Raw genomic sequence first — 18,038 nt, 5'->3', positions numbered from 1 at the left:
CTGCTATAAGAACCTGCTTCCTTCAAAAATGGTGTTTTAATTAATCCATTTCTTGATAAGCAACCTTAATGCAATAATCCATGACAGTAGGATATCCTTTTTCTGTCAAAAAATCAAATGCTTCCTGATTAGCTATGCCAAGCTGTGCCCAAAATACATCTGCATCTATTTGGTCAAAAGCCTCCGCTATTTCAGGTAAAAACTCTGAGCGACGAAAGACATTAACAATATCCACATGTTCCTCGATATCCGTTAAACGCTTGACGGCTTTTTCGCCAAGAATTTCGTCTGCATTAGGGTTCACTGGTATAATTTTGTACCCTGCTTGTTGCATTATCTGACTCACTCGGTAGCTTGTGCGGTCTGGTTTATCACTCAAACCAACGACTGCGATTACTTTTGCCTTCTTTAAGATCTGCTGGATTTCTTCTTTTGTTGGATTTTGCATTAGTCTAATCGCCCCCTACTATTCTTTCTAATCATAAGCTATTTTTGCGGTTTTTTCAACTTTTCATCGTGATTTATCTCAACAATTTAGCCAATTCTCTTCATTTTGTGCTATAATTCTTTATGGAAAACATCATTTCTTCTTGAGGGGTTTAAAAATGACAATTAATTTAATTCTGCTTTCTTTATTAGCCTATGTGATTGGTTCGATACCATCTGGTTTATGGATTGGCAAAATTTTTTACAAAAAAGATATTCGCGATTTTGGTAGCGGTAATTTAGGCGCGACGAATTCATTCCGAGTTCTCGGAATCAAAGCCGGTAGCATCGTGACAGTGATGGATATTTTAAAAGGGACTGTCGCAACGTTACTTCCGTTTTTCTTTCAATTGAATGTAGATCATCATTTCTGGTTGCTAACTGGAGCATTTGCTATTATCGGGCATAGTTTCCCACTTTTCGCAGGATTTAGAGGCGGAAAAGCAGTTGCTACTTCTGCAGGTGTCATCCTTGCCTATGCGCCATTACTCTTTGTAGCCGCACTTGTAGTCTTCTTAGTTACACTTAAACTCAGCAAATATGTATCGCTCAGCTCGATGATTGGAGCACTTGCAGCGTTAATTATTTCTCTTTTCATGGGAGACTGGATTTTAATTATTCTTGTTGCTTGTATCGCACTCTTTGTCATCTGGCGTCACCGAGCAAATATCACTCGGATTCGTAACGGCGAAGAACCCAAAATAAAATGGATGTAATAAAACCCAGAAGATGCATTTCGCTCTTCTGGGTTTTCGTTTTAACCTACTGTAATTTCATATTCGGAAGCAAAGACAGCTTCTGGCTCTAAATGCTCTATCCCCGCTTTATCTCGCAGTTCAACAGATTCTCCAGCACCATCTGCAATTCCGTACCACGGTTCAATACATAAGAAAGGGGTCCCTGGTTTTGCCGTCCAAACACCTACAAATGGGAATTCTGGGAAAGATACTTTTACAAAATGAGGTGTTTTATCTGATTTGATGGTCATTTCTTTTTGTTTTAGTGCTTCAAAAATAAGTGCATCATTTTTAAATAAATCATAGCTCAGTGGTAAGTATCGTGCTGGTTCATCGATAATTTTTTTAATTTCGCCACTACGGTATGGCCCTTCTAAACAAAGTGTTTCTAAATTCTCTTCTGTTCCGAAATCTAAATAATAATCTTCAAATGTCGTCCCATCCGTTAATGGTAAATGAAAGGCCGGATGTGCGCCAATAGAGAAATAAATCCGCTTGTTATCGGTATTTTCAACTTCATAAGACACAGCTACCGTATTTTTTTCTATCGTATATATGATAGATAGTTTAAATTTGTAAGGATAAATTGCTAAAGAATCTTCATCCGCATCTAGTTCAAAGCGTACAGTGTTTTCGGTTTGTTCGATTACTTGAAAATCACGGTCTCGAGCAAAACCATGTTGTCCTAAGTGGTACTGCTTGCCATCAACTAAGTAAGTATCATCTACAAGTCTTCCAACTGTTGGAAATAGAACAGGCGAATGACGTCCCCAAAACTTGCTATCAGCATTCCATAAATACTCAAGTCCTGTATCTTTGTGGAAGATTCGCGTTAATTCTGCTCCTGCTGTTTTCATTTCTACAAGTAATACTTCATTTTCCAGTTTGATCATTGTTATTTCTCCTCCAAATGAAACCGCTCGATTTGTTCAAAGGCTTTTTCTTTTTTCAGTACAACGAGTTGCATCTCACCAAACAAATCATAATGCGGAAAGTTTTTTCGACGGTTATCAATCCAATCTGGGGCTAAACCATATTGTTTCCCCCATTGTTGCAATTTTTTCAAATCTACACATGCAACCTTGGTTACAGTTTTTGATTCTGGAAAGCGATCATCTAGCCAATAATGCGTAATAATTGCAATCTCTCCACGAGCTGCTTTTTCTTTCCATAATTCCATTTCATCGCGTTTTACACCAAAAGCCATTTTTTATCACTACCAGTCTTATTTATTCTAAAGCTTTTAGATAGGCTTCATGCCAATTCGGAAATGTTCTTCTTAACGATACAGGGCGAAAATCCTCTTTCGTTACGCATACATGTTGTGTTTCACCTGTAATGGCTATTTCCTTCGTCTCTTCATAGCAAATCTCATAACCATAAGTAACACGAAGTCCATCATACCCTTTTATCCATGTTTTTACAACTGCCTTCTGTCCGTAACGCAGTGGTTTTCCGTAATGAATATGCACATCTAATACCGGAGAAAGATAACCTGCTTCTTCCATATCAAAATAACGAAAACCTAATTTTTCAATTAATCTCGTTCGGCCGATTTCCATCCATACAAGGTAATTGTTATGATATACAACACCCATTTGGTCGGTTTCTGCGTAGCGTACTTCAATAGTTGTTTCAGCAATTTCCATTCTAAATTCCTCCAGTCACACAAGTTCTTCTTTCTTATTTTACCAAAGCAAACCAAAAAAAGCTCTCCCCGAATATTTTCAGAGAAAGCTTTTCTAATTTTTTTTAGTTGTTTTTCAATTTTTCTAGTTCTACAAGGAATTTATCATTTAGGACACGGATAAATGTACCTTTCATTCCTAGTGAACGAGAATCAATAACGCCTGCACTTTCTAATTTACGAAGTGCGTTTACGATTACAGAACGTGTAATGCCGACACGGTCCGCGATTTTAGAGGCAACAAGAAGACCTTCTTTACCATTCAACTCATCGAAAATATGCTCAATAGCTTCTAATTCACTGTAAGAAAGAGAGCTAATCGCCATTTGTACAACAGCACGGCTACGAGCTTCTTCTTCAATTTCTTCTGCTTTTTCATGCAAGATTTCCATTCCAACAACTGTTCCACCATATTCCGCTAAAAGTAAATCATCATCAGTGAAATTGCTTTCTAAGCGAGATAGGATAAGTGTTCCAAGACGCTCACCACCACCAACGATAGGTACGATAGTTGTTAAACCTTTTGTGAATAATTCACTGTTTTCGATTGGGAAAGCAGTATACTGGCTTGATACTTCTAAGTTAGAAGAAGTTTCGCCTACATTGAAAAGACTTTGCGTATATTCTTCTGGAAATTGGCGTTCAGTTAGCATTTGTTTCATACGATCATTTTCGATTGGAAGTGCTTCAGAATAGCCAAGTAATTTACCTTTACGGCTTACGATATATGTGTTTGCTTCAATGACGTCTGTAAGTGTATCTGCCATTTCTTTGAAGTTTACTGTTTTTCCTGCAGCGTTTTGTAACATAGCATTAATTTTTCTTGTTTTTTCTAATAAAGTCATTATTAGATCCTCCTAGTATTTTATAAAATAAATTGTGTTAAATCTTTATTCTGCATAATTGGTGCAAGTTTTTCATTAACATAGTTTTCGGTTACTTTTATAGATTCCATATTGATTTCTGGTGCTTCAAATAGTAAATCTTCTAGTAATTTTTCTAAAATGGTATGAAGTCTTCTTGCTCCGATATTATCTGAATCTTGATTAACTTGGAATGCAATCTCAGCAATTCTTTCTACCGCTTCTTTGGTGAAAATCAAGTCAATTCCTTCTGTTTTCAGTAAAGCTTTGTACTGTTTAATTAGTGCATTGTCTGGTTCTGTTAAGATTTTGTAGAAATCTTCTTGCGTTAACTTGTCCAGTTCAATTCTAATTGGGAAACGACCTTGAAGCTCTGGAATTAAATCGCTTGGTTTAGACATATGGAAAGCCCCTGCTGCGATAAATAAAATGTACTCCGTGTTGACTGTACCATATTTAGTAGAAATTTGCGACCCCTCCACGATTGGAAGAATGTCTCTTTGGACGCCTTCCCGCGAAACTTGCGCATTTCCACCGCCTTCTTTACTAGCAATTTTATCAATTTCGTCGATAAAAATCATACCCATTTGTTCCGCACGATGAATTCCTTCCGCAGCAAGTTCATCTGCGTCAATTAGTTTAGATGCTTCATCTTCAAACAGAATTTTCTTCGCTTCTCGGACAGTTACTTTGCGTTTTTTCTTTTTCGCTGGGAACATGCCGGAAAGCGCATCTTGCATTCCGTTCATTTGATCCATTCCAGCCCCGCGCATCATATCGAGCATTGGGTTTTGTTGTTCTTTCACTTCTACTGTTACTATTTCATCATCAAGCTCACCATTTTGAAGGCGCCATTCGATTTGGCTTCGTTTGTTCTTTAATTCTTGATCTACTTCTTCCTCAGCAGATTCATCCGGTTGATTCATGCCGCCAAAAAGGGCTTCTAATGGATTTTGCGATGTTGTTTGTTTTTTCTTTTGGCTTGGCGCTAAAAGTTTAATTAGGCGTTTTTCTGCATTTTTTTCAGCTTTCACACGAACTAATTGCATCTTTTCTTCTTTTACTAAACGAACGGATACTTCCACTAAGTCACGAACCATTGATTCCACATCGCGACCGACATAGCCAACTTCCGTGAATTTAGTAGCCTCTACTTTGGAAAAAGGAGCACGAACAATTTTGGCAATTCGACGTGCTATTTCCGTTTTACCAACACCTGTTGGTCCAATCATCAGAATGTTTTTCGGAATAATTTCATCACGGATTGATTCATCCATTAATTGTCTACGGTAACGATTTCTTAGTGCTACTGCAACTGATTTCTTCGCTCCGGTTTGTCCAATAATATATTGATCCAGTTTTTCAACAATTTGCTTTGGTGTCAACTGGTTCATTAACGTTAGATTTGTCAAATTAACCACTCCTTCAAAGCTCTTCTACTGTAATATGATCATTTGTAAACACACAAATTTCAGAAGCGATTTCTAGCGCATGACGAGCGATATCCTTTGCTTCCATTTGACCACCATTATGTCTTTTAAGTGCTCGCCCAGCGGCTAGCGCATAATTACCTCCAGAACCGATAGCTAGAATACCATCATCTGGTTCAATAACTTCCCCTGTTCCTGAAACTAAAAGTAGTGTATCTTTGTCCATCACGATTAGCATAGCTTCTAATTTTCTTAAAACACTATCACTGCGCCATTGTTGCGCTAGTTCGACAGATGCTCTTTCTAAGTTACCATTATATTCATTCAATTTTGCTTCAAATTTTTCAAATAATGTAAAAGCATCTGCAACAGAACCTGCAAACCCTGCAATTACTTTATCATGAAAAAGACGGCGAACTTTTTTGGCGGTATGTTTCATTACGACCGATTCACCAAGCGTCACTTGACCGTCTCCAGCCATCGCCGCTTTACCGTCATGTTGAACTGCAAATATCGTTGTAGCATGTAATTCCATTTCCTTAACCTCCTCCAAATTTAAGCCCTAGGATGATGTTTCATATAAGTAGACTTTAAATGCTCTTTTGTCACGTGCGTATAGATCTGGGTGGATGCTAAGCTAGCATGTCCAAGCAACTCCTGTACAGTTCGCATATCCGCCCCGTTATTAAGTAAGTCTGTTGCGAAGGTGTGGCGTAACATATGCGGATGTATCTTTCGAGTTAATGAAGCTTTGCTAATTATTTTCGTTAAACAATACCTAATACCCCTTGTCGTTAAAGGATCACCGTAATGATTGACAAGTAAAGCGTCATGCGACTTTTTATAGCGGGTCATCAGTTCGGTGCGCTTAGGCAAATAATCGGTAATCGCATCTTCCGCATAAACACCGAATGGCACATAGCGTTCTTTATTCCCTTTTCCGCGAATAAGAATTGCTTGATAAGATGTATCTAAGTCAGGCAACAGTATCCCGGCACATTCACTTACCCGAATTCCCGTACCATATAATACCTCCAAAAGCACCCGGTCTCGCAGTGTAAGCGTTTCATTATCTTCATAAACCACTTGAAACAAAGCTTCCATTTCTTCTGAATAGAAAAATTTGGGAAGCCTTAACTGATTTTTCGCATGTGATACATAAGTAAACGGATTTTCAGCAATAACATTCTCTCTTAAAAGAAAAGTGTAAAAACTCCGTAAACTCGAAATTTTCCTAGCGACAGTTGTTCGAGAAAAAGATTTTTGCTTTAATTCTGTCAAATAAATCCGCACATCTAGAAAAGTAACTTGCTGATACGTCTCGATGGCTTGCTCATTTAGAAAGCGGCGAAAATCGAGTAAATCATTTTCATATGCCGTACTAGTGTTCACTGAATAGTTGCGTTCTGAGTGAAGATAGTCAAGAAACTGTTGCTCTAACTTCCCCTCTTGTGTCATACGTATACACCTCTCAAACACTATCATGGTAACATAACCATATCCGCGTTGCAATAATTTTATACATTTTTCGCAACTTTTTGAATTAAGCTAGATTTACAATCAATTCAAATAAATCCTTTTATTTTTGTGAAAAAAACAACATTTACTAGCATAAGTTGTCTAGACCATTTGTCTGAAAGAAAAACTGCCTTTCCATCACTATCCACTCTCAAAAAAATAGCAAAGTAGAAATCGTGATGAAAAGAACAGTAAAGAATAGTCCTCAATTATTATAGTGTTTTTATAGTTGTTCTGCAACCCTTTTTATTGCATTTAGCGCTCTTTCAGCCAATTTTTCATTACGCTCTTGTTTTGCGCGAATTTTCGTTTCAAGCTCTGGGAAAAGCCCGAAATTGACATTCATTGGTTGGAATGATTTTTTGCTAGCACTTGTAATGTAATGAGCTAGGCTACCAATCGCCGTTTCTGCCGGGAAAACCACTAGTTCTTTTTCCTCTACAAAATTGGCCGCATTAATCCCCGCCGCAAGTCCACTAGCCGCGGATTCAACATATCCCTCCACACCTGTCATTTGTCCAGCAAAGAATAAATCATTGCGTGTTTTCAGTTGGTAAGTTGGTTCAAGTACAGTTGGCGAGTTAATAAATGTGTTGCGGTGCATGACACCATAACGTACGATTTCAGCATTTTCAAGTCCTGGAATCATTCCGAAAACACGTTTTTGTTCGCCCCATTTAAGGTGCGTTTGGAAGCCTACCATGTTGTAAAGTGTTCCCGCTGCATCATCTTGTCTAAGTTGCAACACAGCATAAGGTCTTTTTCCAGTTTTTGGATCTTCCAAACCAACTGGCTTTAACGGACCAAATAACATCGTTTTAATTCCGCGTTTTGCCATTACTTCGATTGGCATACATCCTTCGAAAAATACTTCTTTTTCAAATTCTTTTAAAGCGGCAGTTTCAGCTGTTACTAATGCTTCATAAAAAGCATTGAATTCTTCTTCTGACATCGGGCAGTTTAAGTAGGCAGCTTCTCCTTTATCATAGCGGGATTTCAAATAAACTTTATCCATATCAATGCTATCTTTTTCAATTATTGGTGCTGCTGCATCATAAAAGTAAAGATACTCTTCTCCTGTTAATTGTTTAATTTCATCTGCAAGCGCAGGACTTGTAAGTGGACCAGTCGCAATAATGGTTGGGCCTTCTGGAATAGTAGTTACTTCTTCTGTATGCACTGTTACGAGTGGATGATTTTTCACCTTGTCTGTAATATAACCAGAAAATTCATGTCGATCAACCGCAAGTGCCCCTCCAGCTGGTACAGACGCTTTGTCAGCGGCTTCAATGATAATAGAATCAAGTATCCGCATTTCTTCTTTAATAACTCCTACAGCATTCGTTAGACCATTAGCACGCAAGGAATTCGTACATACTAGTTCTGCAAATTTATCTGTATGATGCGCCGGTGTTTGTTTTACCGGTCTCATTTCGTATAAATCCACCTTTACCCCACGTTTTACTAACTGCCATGCTGCTTCACTTCCTGCTAAACCTGCTCCAATTACATTAACACTCTTTTCCATTTGTCCGCCTCCTCGCGCAACAATGGCAACACAAGAACGATCCAAGTGTTGCCATTTTCCAATTATTGTTGGGTTGATTCTTTGTAATCACAATTTGTACATTGTACTTGTACACCTTTTTTCAATTTCTTCTCGACTAGTGCTCGTTTCTCACATTTCGGACAAGCCCGTTCGACTGGTTTATCCCATGATACATAGTCACAATCTGGATAACGATCACAACCGTAGAAAATACGTTTTTTCTTACTTTTTCTTTCTATTACATGTCCTTTCTCACATTTAGGACACGTAACACCGATTTCTTTCACGATTGCTTTCGTATTACGACAATCAGGAAATCTGCTACAAGCTAGGAACTTACCGTATTTACCCATTTTGTATACCATTGGAGCTCCACAAAGATCACAGTCAATACCAGCTGGTTCATCTTTAATCTCGATTTTTTCCATTTCTGCATCTGCTTTTATTACATTTGGTTCAAATCGTTTATAAAATTCATCAATGACTTTCACCCATTCAACTTCTCCGTGCTCTACTTCATCGAGCTCACTTTCCATGTTGGCAGTGAATTTCACATCTAAAATTTCTGGGAAATAGTCTTCAATCATTTCATTAACGATTTCGCCTAATTCAGTTGGAATAAAGCGTTTATTCGTTAAAGAAACATAATTTCTGCGCTGAATTGTGTCGAGTGTCGGCGAATAAGTCGATGGTCGACCAATACCAATTTCTTCGAGCGTTTTTACTAATCTAGCTTCTGTGTAACGTGGAGGTGGCTGCGTGAAATGTTGACGCTGTTCGAGCGATTCGGACTGTACCTTATCTCCTTTTTTCAAATCTGGTAAGATATTTTCTTTTTCTTCCGTATTATCATCGTTACTTTCTACATAGACTTTCATGAAGCCGTGAAATTTAATTTTAGAGCCATTTGCTCTGAAGTTCACGCCGTTGTTATCTAAGTCAACACGCATTGTATCTAGAACTGCTGGCGTCATTTGGCTCGCAATAAATCTTTCCCAAATCAAACGATATAGGCGAAGTTGGTCCCGTGTTAAATATTCTTTTACTTCTTGAGGACTTCTCATTGCACTTGTAGGTCTGATTGCTTCATGGGCATCTTGAGCACCTTTAGCATTTTTATCTGAACGTTTATGATTACGAGAAAATTCAGGTCCATAAGTTTCTTTAATGTAATTGCTTGCTTCAAGTATAGCGGAATCAGCAATACGAGTGGAGTCTGTACGCATATACGTAATTAAGCCGACTGTCCCTTGTTTACCAAGTGTAATTCCTTCATATAATTGTTGGGCAAGCATCATTGTTTTTCTTGTACGATAATTTAGTTTTCGAGCTGCTTCTTGTTGCAAACTTGAAGTCGTAAATGGTGCAGCTGGATTTCTAAGTCTTTCTTTTTTCGTTACATCTGTTACGTCAAATGATTTCCCTTTGATTGCAGACATTACTTCTTTTACATCATCTGCAGTGGAAAGCTTTTTCTTTTTACCATTTACACCATAAAAATTGGCTTGGAATTTTTTCTTCCCTTTAAGGAAGTTACCGTCAATTGTCCAGTATTCTTCAGGTTTGAAATTATTGATTTCTTTTTCTCTATCAATAATAATTCGAAGTGCGATAGACTGAACACGCCCCGCACTCAAACCTTTCTTCACTTTTTTCCATAGAATAGGACTGATATTATATCCAACTAAACGGTCCAAAATTCTGCGTGCTTGTTGCGCATTGACTAAATCCATGTCAATTTTACGTGGTGTTTTGAAAGATTCTTTTACTGCTTCCTTCGTTATTTCGTTAAATACTACACGTAGTTTGTCTGATTGATCTAACTCTAAACTATTGGCTAAGTGCCATGCAATTGCTTCTCCTTCGCGGTCTGGATCGGCCGCGAGATAGACTTTTTTCGCTTTTTTGGCTGCTTGTTTTAATTCTTTTAAAACAGGGCCTTTTCCGCGAATCGTAATATAACGAGGTTCATAGTCATGCTCTGTGTCTACACCCATTTGACTCTTAGGTAAGTCACGAACATGTCCCATTGAGGCTTTCACTTTAAATTTCTTACCTAAATACTTTTCAATTGTTTTTGCTTTTGCAGGTGACTCTACAATCACTAAATAATCTGCCATATCTATATATTCCTCCCTGATTTGGGTCAATACACGGGCTTTACTCGTTGTCATAATCCTATTACAGTCTTAGCCTCGCGTTCAATAAGTTTCCAATGCTAATTTTTCACATAATTCAGTAGTAAATATTAGCCCTTCCTACTGGGTTTGTCAATGGCTTTTATGAAAAAGTCCATTTTTTGATGTTTTATAACAGCTTTCTTTAGCAAACTTATCTCAAAAAATCAGGAAATGCAAGTCAAATCACTTAAAAATGATAATTTCAGTATATTTATGGCTTAATTTGAATAAATTCTTCTATTATATTGTTCGCATTCATAACTAACTTGGCACCTTCTTGAATTAAATAATTCGTCCCCCGCCATGTATCGATGAAAATATTTCCTGGAACGGCAAAAACTTGTCTGTTTTGTTCTAAGGCTATATCAGCAGTAATCAAGGAACCGCTTCTTTCGGCGGCTTCTATTATTACTGTCCCTATCGCCAAGCCGCTAATGATTCGATTTCTTTCTGGAAAATGCCATCTTTTCGCTTCTTCATCGGGTAAATACTCACTTAATAACAAACCTTCTTTGACAATTTCTTTCGCTAAAAGTTCATTTTTCTTGGGATAAATTTTGTTGACACCTGAACCTAGCACTGCAATCGTTGCACCTTGTTTATTCAAAGTGGCTCTATGTGCTGTAGTGTCGATTCCGATAGCCATCCCACTAATGATAGTCAGCTTATGCTCAGCAAGTTCACTAGCAATTTTCACACAAGCTTTCCTACCATATTCACTCATCTGTCTTGTACCAACGATGGCAATTGCTTGTTGTTGTAATAAATCAATATTTCCTTTACAAAATAAAATTGGCGGTGCTTCATAAATCTCTCTTAAAAGTGCTGGATAGGCATCATCTAAAATCCAAATCAAGGTAATATCATCAAAAAAGCACGCTTCAGCCGTTTCTATCTCCATTAGAATCTGTGCGCGTTTATCCACAGGAAAGAAAGATTCTGCAAATGTTTGTGTTGTCATTTCATACTGGTCAAGTTCTGTTAATTTTTGCCAAATGCTGGCTCTTTTTTTAGCAGAAATAGACTTACAAGAAGCAATTTTGAGCCATGTATGTCGTTGTTTAAAATCCATCTGTTGCACCTCCGTAATAGTTACTCCCAGTGTACAAACATTGGGCTTTTTTGTAAAATGACCAAAATCTATAAAACGGCATAAAAAAACGTATTTTCCAAGTTGAAAATACGTTTTTCTCTATATGATTTAGTTATTTTAAACTATCAAAATGCAACTTTGCTTCTTTTACAGGCGCAAAACTTATACGATGGATAGGGCAAATCCCGATTGTGTCTAGACCATGTAAATGTTTTTTTGTGCCGTAGCCCATGTTATTTGCAAAATCATATCCTGGGTACTTTTCATCATACATCTGCATTAATCTATCTCTCGTAACCTTCGCAATTATAGAAGCCGCAGCAATCGAAATGCTTTTTGTATCTCCTTTGATAAGAGATAATTCTGCCTCCGTATATTTTAGTGGCATGGCATCAATTAAAACAAAATCAGGTTCTGGTTGTAATTGATCTAAAGCTGCACGCATAGCGAGTTTCGTTGCTTCGTAAATATTTACTTGATCAATTACATTATGTTCGATAATTCCTACACCGACAGCAATTGCTTCTGTTTGTATCGTTTCGTATAAAGCATCACGTTTTGCTTCACTCAATTGTTTAGAATCATTTATTCCGACAACAGAAAAATCATCTGGTAAAATAACGGCTGCTGCTACAACTGGCCCTGCGAGAGGTCCACGTCCCACTTCATCCACTCCAGCGATATACTTGTATCCTTGTTGGAATAAATCTGTTTCATATTGTTTCATTTCTTCAAGTTTGTTCCGTAATTGCGCTTCTTTTTCCCATTTTCGCCTTGTAGTTTGCAGAAGTTTTTCTACACCTTTACGCTCATCTTGCATGCATTTTTGGAAAAAGGGATCGTGTTCTGATGTGACTTGGTTTAGTTTTTCTCGGATAACGGAAATGGAATCACTCATTCGGCTTCATCTTCCCAGTTTGGGAAATCAAATGACATTCTCCCTAACTTTTGCTGGCGGATTTCTCGAACTACTGTTTCAGCCGCACGAGAATAATCTGGATCATTGTATCGATCTAGAAGACCTCTTTTTTCGGCAATAAAAGCAAGTGTTTCAACAGGATCCTCTGAAACAGTTTCCACTTTTAGCCAATTTTGAAGTCGGTCGGGATAATGGTTTTCTAAAAACCGCAAACCATAACCGGCAATGTCTTCCATTTGTAGTAAATCATCTTTAATTGCACCAGTGAGAGCTAATTTGTAGCCAATTTCTTGATCTTCAAATTTAGGCCAAAGAATCCCTGGAGTATCCAGAAGTTCTAACGTTTTTCCCACTTTAATCCATTGTTGCGCTTTAGTTACACCAGGTTTGTTACCTGTTCGTGCAATGTTTTTTTTCGCTAACCGATTGATTAATGTAGATTTACCAACGTTTGGTATACCTAAAATCATCGCACGAATTGCTCTTGGTTTCATTCCTTTACTTCTTAAACGATCGAATTTTTCAGCCATTAATTTTTCAGCGGCTTGTTCTATTTTGAATAGTCCTTTGCCTTCTTGAGCATTCACAGCAACTGCTGGCAAACCTTTCTCAGCAAAGTAATCAATCCATTCTTTCGTTGTTTTTTCATCAGCAGTATCTGCTTTATTTAAAATAATCACTCGTCTTTTTTGGTGGATAATTTCTTCTAGCATGGGATTAGAGGAAGAGAGCGGGATACGTGCATCTACTAATTCAAAAATCACATCTACAAGTTTTAATTTCTCCGTTACCTCACGGCGAGCTTTGGCCATATGACCTGGAAACCATTGAATTGTCATTATATACTCCTAATCTATAAGTTTGGCGTCTTCAATCGGCCAGTAACAAATCGGTGTTGTTCCTAATACCTTACTTAATGGAATTGGCCCAATAATCCGGCTGTCTTTACTTGCTCTACGGTTGTCACCTAGAACAAAATAAGTATCTTTTGGAATTTTACCACCATCTAGTTGATCTTTCGAACTGTAATCGTCTGTTAAATAGCCATCTTTCAGCTTTTGTTTGTAAGTATCTAAATACGGTTCATCATATTTTTTACCATTGATGTAAAGTTGGTCTTCTTTGTATTCTACCGTATCACCCGGCAAACCAATTACTCGTTTGATGTATTCTTTTCCATCTGTTTCTCGGAAAACAATCACGTCAAAACGATCCACATTCCCAAAGCGATTTATAATTACACGGTCATCGTTATGAAGTGTAGGCATCATGGATATCCCATCTACGAGAATAGGGACAAACAAATAAAAACGGATTATAACAGCAATTAACACTGCTAAAACAGCCGCCCAAATCCATGACCATAACCGTTTTAAATTCTTCTCCTTCAAAAAATTGCACCGCCCTATTTTATACTAACAGTCTTATTATAAACGAAAAAACGCTCATTTAATAGAGAAATCCGCGAAAAAGTATCTTTCACGGATTTCTCATTATTTCCCGAATTGTATCACGGTGCCATTTACCATGGAATCGTCAATAAATCCAAAAACACGACTATCTGAACTACCGCCGCGATTATCTCCAAGTACGAACAGTTTCCCTTTCGGAACAGTACTTTCACCTGTCATATCCTCCAGCGTATAATCTGCTATGTATGGTTTTTGCGTTGGGTCCGGATTCCAAAGGGTAAGCGTTCCTTCTGGCAAGTAACTTTCTACTTTTCTTTCGCCATTTAAATATAATTCACCATTTTTAAAAGCGATTTTATCTCCTGGCATGCCAATCACTCGTTTGATAAAATGCTCTCCTGAACCAATCATCGGAGGTTCATCAAATACGATAATATCGAAACGATCTGGCTTGGAAATTTTTTCAATGAAAATTCTATCGCCATCTTGATATGTTGGAACCATAGATGTTCCTTCTACTTTTACTGGTGCAATAACAAAGTTGCGAATGACAAGTGCGATTGCAAGTGCCGCAACGATTACTAGTACCCAGCTTAACAATTGATGTGCCCCGCTTTTTTTCCTGGGCTTCTTTTCATACTGATCTGTCATCTATGTCTCCTCCTAGACTATCTGCAGGTTCACATTAACGCTCTAAGGATTTCCCGAAAGAGATTACTTTTCCAAGTACACTATCCTGCGATATAAAGCCAATATAGCGACTATCTTTACTTACTTGACGATTATCCCCTAACACAAAAAGTTCGCCTTTAGGAACAGTGAGCGAGCCACCTGAGTTCGGAATATCTGCCATCGTAAAATTAGGATCGCCTTCTGCGTCAGTTGTTAAATAACCATTTTTCAATGCTGCTTTTTCTGAGTCTAAATACGGTTCATCATACTTTTTACCGTTAATATAAAGTTGATCTTCTTTATACTCTACTTTATCTCCCGGTAAACCGATGACACGTTTAATGTACTCCGCATTTTCTTCATCAGGAGCAGGAAATACGATAATATCAAAACGCTTCGGATCTGATACTTTGTTAATAAATAAATGTTGCCCATCATGTAGTGTCGGGTCCATTGATTTCCCATTAACAGTAACTGGAGAAATTAAAAAATAGCGAATACCAAAAGCGAGTATCAGCGCGATAAGAATTATTTTTATCCATCCAAATGCCCCAGAAAAAAATTTATTTTCACTTTTCATGTCTTTTTATCCTCTCCAATTAATATTAATAAAGTATAGCACGAAACGAGTCGGATATTACAGTAAAACAAGCTGAGTTGATAGAAAAAATGCGCGCCAATTACGACGCGCATTCTAATCATGCAGATGTTTTAATTGGAATAATAGAACCATCTTCTAATTGCAGTTGAGGTTCTTCTTCCCCACGAGCTGCTTTTTCGGTAATAATACATTTTGTAATGTCATCACGGGAAGGAATTTCGAACATCACTTCAAGCATAATCTGTTCGATAATCGAACGAAGACCACGTGCTCCTGTTTTACGTTCAATCGCTTCTTTCGCAATTTCAATTAATGCAGTTGGTTCGAATTCAAGTTCCACATCATCAAGTTCGAGCATGCGTTTGTATTGTTTTACAAGTGCATTCTTCGGCTCTGTCAAAATGGAAACTAACGCTGCTTCATCTAATTGTTCTAGTGTTGCAATAACCGGCAAACGTCCGATAAATTCAGGAATTAATCCGAATTTCAGTAAATCTTCCGGAACAACACGAGATAAATATGTTTCATCATCTTTTAATTTTGCATTATCCGTACCAAATCCAATGACTTTTTCACCCATTCGATTTTTAACGATTTGTTCGATTCCGTCAAAAGCACCACCAACGATAAATAGAATATTTCCTGTATCAATTTGAATTAGCTCTTGATGAGGATGTTTTCTACCACCTTGAGGCGGAACACTTGCAACAGTACCTTCCAAAATTTTGAGTAATGCTTGTTGTACGCCTTCACCGGAAACATCTCTAGTAATAGATGGGTTTTCGGATTTACGAGCAACTTTGTCGATTTCATCAATGTAGATAATACCTTTTTCGGCTTTTTCCACATCGTAGTCTGCTGATTGAATCAGTTTAAGAAGAATATTTTCTACGTCTTCCCCAACGTAACCAGCTTCTGTAAGTGAAGTCGCATCTGCAATAGCAAACGGAACATTGAGAATTCGCGCTAATGTCTGAGCAAGAAGTGTTTTACCACTACCAGTTGGACCAATTAAACAAATGTTACTTTTCGAAAGTTCTACTTCATCTTCTTTCGTTTCATTGGAATTAATTCGTTTGTAGTGATTGTAAACTGCTACAGCAAGTGCTTTTTTAGCACGTTCTTGACCAATAACATAGTCACTTAATATATGACGGATTTCTTGTGGTTTTGGCACTTCACCAAAATCAACAAATTCAGAAATACCTAGCTCTTCTTCAATAATTTCATTACAAAGCTCGATACATTCATCACAAATATAAACACCTGGACCGGCCACTAATTTACGTACTTGATCTTGAGTCTTTCCGCAAAAGGAGCATTTAAGTTGGCCTTTTTCATCGTTAAATTTAAACAAAATATTTCACCCCTTCGCATAGGTATGTTGCTTATAGGCGATTTTTCATCTCCTATGTGTGTTAATAATATCATTTGTTTATTAGAAATGCCAATCATCTGTATTCATATTTCTACATTCAGAAGGACACGAGTATAACTCATGTCCCCCATTTTTTTAATGAAATTATTTAATCAATCGTAGCTTATTTTTCCACTGCGCTATCTAGTAATACGTCAATAGCTTTACGGATTTTAAGATCAGATTTAAGTTCGCTCATATCGCCAAGTGCAGCACGAACAGCGTCTTTTTCCATACCGTATTTTTCAGCTAATGTTGAAATTTCTTCATCGATAGCTTCTTCCGTTGGCTCAATGTTTTCAGCTTCAGCAATTGCTTCAAGCACTAGGTTCATTTTCACGCGTTTTTCAGCGTCTTTTTCCATTTGTGCATGCATCGCTTCTTCTGTTTGGCCAGTAAATTGGTAATATAATTCAGGAGTTAGACCTTGTGCTTGTAAATCTTGAGCAAAATGATTCATTAAATGATCAGCTTCATGATGAACCATTGCGTGTGGAATGTCCACTTCTGCATTTTCAACAGCTTTCGCAATAACTTCTTCTTGTTTAGCTTGAGCAACAGATTCTTCTTTTGCTTCTTGTAAACGTTTAGAGATTTTTTCTTTTAATTCATCTAAAGTTTCTACTTCTTCGTCGATGTCTTTTGCAAGTTCATCGTCAAGTGCAGGAACTTCTTTTGTTTTAATTTCGTGTAATTTCACTTTGAAAACTACAGGTTGTCCAGCTAAATCTTCCGCATGGTATTCTTCAGGGAATGTTAACTCGATGTCTGCTTCGTCGCCAGCTTTTAAGCCAACTAATTTTTCTTCAAAACCAGGAATGAATTGTCCGCTTCCAAGTTCTAGAGAATGATTTTCAGCTTGTCCGCCTTCAAAAGCTACGCCGTCTTTGAATCCTTCGAAATCAAGGATAACAGTGTCGCCGTTTTCAGCTGGAGCATCTTCTTTAACAACTAACTCAGCTTGACGCTCTTGTAATTGTTTTAATTCAGCTTCTAATTCTTCTGTTGTAAGTTCTGTTTCGCGTTTTTCTACTTCAAGACCTTTATAGTCTCCAAGTTTAACTTCAGGTTTTACAGTAACTTCTGCTGTTAAAACCCAAGTTTCGCCTTTTTCCATAGACTCAATGTTTACTTGAGGAGTGTCCACTGGATCAATTCCAGCTTCATCAATTGCTGCAGAATATACTTCTGGAAGCAAGATATCAAGCGCATCTTGGTAAAGTGCTTCTTCGCCAAAACGTTGGTTGAAAATTTGACGTGGAACTTTCCCTTTACGGAATCCAGGTACGTTAAGAGTTTTACGTACTTTTACGAAAGCTCTATCTAAACCTTCTTTTACTTTTTCTTGTTCAATTTCAAAAGTAAGTTTTCCAACATTACCTTCTTGTTTTTCCCATTTTACTGACATGGTATAATTCCCTCCATCATCTATTTAGTTCAAATTTAATTACTCTCATGACAAGTTTCAGCCATA

19 protein-coding genes are annotated in these 18,038 nt (G+C 37.5%); 1 reads left to right on the top strand and 18 read right to left on the bottom strand.

Annotation, left to right across the window (positions count from 1 at the left end; translation table 11 throughout):
• Positions 1-40: 40 nt before the first annotated feature.
• Positions 41-448: a CoA-binding protein gene (locus tag AB2Q86_RS06870; RefSeq protein WP_003727511.1), complete on the bottom strand. Its 408-nt coding sequence runs from the start codon at positions 446-448 to the stop codon at positions 41-43.
• A gap of 157 nt (positions 449-605) precedes the next feature.
• On the opposite strand from AB2Q86_RS06870, the gene plsY reads away from it, so the two are divergent.
• Positions 606-1,202, top strand: coding sequence for a glycerol-3-phosphate 1-O-acyltransferase PlsY (gene plsY / locus AB2Q86_RS06865; protein WP_003726698.1), 597 nt, complete (start codon positions 606-608; stop codon positions 1,200-1,202).
• Positions 1,203-1,243: 41 nt separating this feature from the next.
• Here the strand turns inward: plsY and AB2Q86_RS06860 are convergent, their stop codons facing one another.
• From AB2Q86_RS06860 to tig, 17 genes are all read right to left on the bottom strand, one after another.
• Positions 1,244-2,116 (bottom strand): aldose 1-epimerase family protein, encoded by an 873-nt coding sequence (locus tag AB2Q86_RS06860; protein ID WP_012581409.1) that lies wholly within the window; start codon positions 2,114-2,116, stop codon positions 1,244-1,246.
• A 2-nt stretch (positions 2,117-2,118) separates the two neighbouring features.
• Positions 2,119-2,430, bottom strand: a complete 312-nt coding sequence (locus AB2Q86_RS06855; protein WP_003724130.1) for a hypothetical protein — start codon at positions 2,428-2,430, stop codon at positions 2,119-2,121.
• A 22-nt stretch (positions 2,431-2,452) separates the two neighbouring features.
• Positions 2,453-2,872 carry a thioesterase family protein gene (locus AB2Q86_RS06850; RefSeq protein WP_003730402.1) on the bottom strand — a complete coding sequence of 140 codons (420 nt, stop codon included), beginning with the start codon at positions 2,870-2,872 and terminating at the stop codon, positions 2,453-2,455.
• Between the two features lie 103 nt (positions 2,873-2,975).
• Complete coding sequence (gene codY / locus AB2Q86_RS06845) at positions 2,976-3,755, bottom strand: GTP-sensing pleiotropic transcriptional regulator CodY (RefSeq protein WP_003726695.1); 780 nt, start codon at positions 3,753-3,755, stop codon at positions 2,976-2,978.
• A gap of 20 nt (positions 3,756-3,775) precedes the next feature.
• Positions 3,776-5,185 carry an ATP-dependent protease ATPase subunit HslU gene (hslU, locus tag AB2Q86_RS06840; protein ID WP_012581410.1) on the bottom strand — a complete coding sequence of 470 codons (1,410 nt, stop codon included), beginning with the start codon at positions 5,183-5,185 and terminating at the stop codon, positions 3,776-3,778.
• Between the two features lie 13 nt (positions 5,186-5,198).
• On the bottom strand, positions 5,199-5,738 hold the full coding sequence (hslV, locus tag AB2Q86_RS06835; RefSeq protein WP_003724001.1) for an ATP-dependent protease subunit HslV: 540 nt from the start codon (positions 5,736-5,738) through the stop codon (positions 5,199-5,201).
• A 20-nt stretch (positions 5,739-5,758) separates the two neighbouring features.
• A complete protein-coding gene (xerC, locus tag AB2Q86_RS06830; RefSeq protein ID WP_012581411.1) occupies positions 5,759-6,661 on the bottom strand; it encodes a tyrosine recombinase XerC in 903 nt (300 codons plus the stop codon).
• Positions 6,662-6,944: 283 nt separating this feature from the next.
• On the bottom strand, positions 6,945-8,249 hold the full coding sequence (gene trmFO, locus AB2Q86_RS06825; protein ID WP_003726401.1) for an FADH(2)-oxidizing methylenetetrahydrofolate--tRNA-(uracil(54)-C(5))-methyltransferase TrmFO: 1,305 nt from the start codon (positions 8,247-8,249) through the stop codon (positions 6,945-6,947).
• A gap of 62 nt (positions 8,250-8,311) precedes the next feature.
• Positions 8,312-10,390, bottom strand: coding sequence for a type I DNA topoisomerase (gene topA / locus AB2Q86_RS06820; protein ID WP_012581412.1), 2,079 nt, complete (start codon positions 10,388-10,390; stop codon positions 8,312-8,314).
• A 271-nt stretch (positions 10,391-10,661) separates the two neighbouring features.
• Positions 10,662-11,522, bottom strand: a complete 861-nt coding sequence (gene dprA, locus AB2Q86_RS06815; protein WP_012581413.1) for a DNA-processing protein DprA — start codon at positions 11,520-11,522, stop codon at positions 10,662-10,664.
• Between the two features lie 133 nt (positions 11,523-11,655).
• A complete protein-coding gene (locus AB2Q86_RS06810; RefSeq protein WP_012581414.1) occupies positions 11,656-12,441 on the bottom strand; it encodes a ribonuclease HII in 786 nt (261 codons plus the stop codon).
• Complete coding sequence (ylqF, locus tag AB2Q86_RS06805; protein ID WP_003730684.1) at positions 12,438-13,301, bottom strand: ribosome biogenesis GTPase YlqF; 864 nt, start codon at positions 13,299-13,301, stop codon at positions 12,438-12,440. Before ylqF ends, AB2Q86_RS06810 begins: the two co-directional genes overlap by 4 nt.
• Before the next feature lie 9 nt (positions 13,302-13,310).
• A complete protein-coding gene (sipZ, locus tag AB2Q86_RS06800) occupies positions 13,311-13,853 on the bottom strand; it encodes a type I signal peptidase SipZ (protein WP_003736446.1) in 543 nt (180 codons plus the stop codon).
• Positions 13,854-13,955: 102 nt separating this feature from the next.
• Positions 13,956-14,525 (bottom strand): type I signal peptidase SipY, encoded by a 570-nt coding sequence (gene sipY / locus AB2Q86_RS06795; protein WP_012581415.1) that lies wholly within the window; start codon positions 14,523-14,525, stop codon positions 13,956-13,958.
• A gap of 34 nt (positions 14,526-14,559) precedes the next feature.
• A complete protein-coding gene (gene sipX / locus AB2Q86_RS06790; RefSeq protein WP_003730675.1) occupies positions 14,560-15,126 on the bottom strand; it encodes a type I signal peptidase SipX in 567 nt (188 codons plus the stop codon).
• Between the two features lie 118 nt (positions 15,127-15,244).
• Entirely contained in the window at positions 15,245-16,504 is a 1,260-nt protein-coding gene (gene clpX, locus AB2Q86_RS06785; protein WP_003723886.1) for an ATP-dependent protease ATP-binding subunit ClpX, read from the bottom strand.
• 184 nt (positions 16,505-16,688) lie between these two features.
• Positions 16,689-17,972, bottom strand: a complete 1,284-nt coding sequence (gene tig / locus AB2Q86_RS06780) for a trigger factor (protein WP_003730674.1) — start codon at positions 17,970-17,972, stop codon at positions 16,689-16,691.
• Positions 17,973-18,038: the final 66 nt, after the last annotated feature.

It is taken from the genome of Listeria monocytogenes (assembly GCF_041765605.1).
In the GTDB taxonomy this organism is placed as follows: Bacteria; Bacillota; Bacilli; order Lactobacillales; family Listeriaceae; genus Listeria; species Listeria monocytogenes_D.
Note: the sequence above shows the minus strand (reverse complement) of the source record. Positions and strands in the feature narration are given on the sequence as shown.

Excerpts from the sequence above, each read along its gene's own strand:
- AB2Q86_RS06870 (WP_003727511.1), bottom strand. The coding sequence starts at position 448 with ATGCAAAATCCAACAAAAGAAGAAATCCAGCAGATCTTAAAGAAGGCA.
- plsY (WP_003726698.1), top strand. The coding sequence starts at position 606 with ATGACAATTAATTTAATTCTGCTTTCTTTATTAGCCTATGTGATTGGT.
- AB2Q86_RS06860 (WP_012581409.1), bottom strand. The coding sequence starts at position 2,116 with ATGATCAAACTGGAAAATGAAGTATTACTTGTAGAAATGAAAACAGCA.
- AB2Q86_RS06855 (WP_003724130.1), bottom strand. The coding sequence starts at position 2,430 with ATGGCTTTTGGTGTAAAACGCGATGAAATGGAATTATGGAAAGAAAAA.
- AB2Q86_RS06850 (WP_003730402.1), bottom strand. The coding sequence starts at position 2,872 with ATGGAAATTGCTGAAACAACTATTGAAGTACGCTACGCAGAAACCGAC.
- codY (WP_003726695.1), bottom strand. The coding sequence starts at position 3,755 with ATGACTTTATTAGAAAAAACAAGAAAAATTAATGCTATGTTACAAAAC.
- hslV (WP_003724001.1), bottom strand. The coding sequence starts at position 5,738 with ATGGAATTACATGCTACAACGATATTTGCAGTTCAACATGACGGTAAA.
- xerC (WP_012581411.1), bottom strand. The coding sequence starts at position 6,661 with ATGACACAAGAGGGGAAGTTAGAGCAACAGTTTCTTGACTATCTTCAC.
- trmFO (WP_003726401.1), bottom strand. The coding sequence starts at position 8,249 with ATGGAAAAGAGTGTTAATGTAATTGGAGCAGGTTTAGCAGGAAGTGAA.
- topA (WP_012581412.1), bottom strand. The coding sequence starts at position 10,390 with ATGGCAGATTATTTAGTGATTGTAGAGTCACCTGCAAAAGCAAAAACA.
- dprA (WP_012581413.1), bottom strand. The coding sequence starts at position 11,522 with ATGGATTTTAAACAACGACATACATGGCTCAAAATTGCTTCTTGTAAG.
- AB2Q86_RS06810 (WP_012581414.1), bottom strand. The coding sequence starts at position 12,441 with ATGAGTGATTCCATTTCCGTTATCCGAGAAAAACTAAACCAAGTCACA.
- ylqF (WP_003730684.1), bottom strand. The coding sequence starts at position 13,301 with ATGACAATTCAATGGTTTCCAGGTCATATGGCCAAAGCTCGCCGTGAG.
- sipY (WP_012581415.1), bottom strand. The coding sequence starts at position 14,525 with ATGACAGATCAGTATGAAAAGAAGCCCAGGAAAAAAAGCGGGGCACAT.
- sipX (WP_003730675.1), bottom strand. The coding sequence starts at position 15,126 with ATGAAAAGTGAAAATAAATTTTTTTCTGGGGCATTTGGATGGATAAAA.
- tig (WP_003730674.1), bottom strand. The coding sequence starts at position 17,972 with ATGTCAGTAAAATGGGAAAAACAAGAAGGTAATGTTGGAAAACTTACT.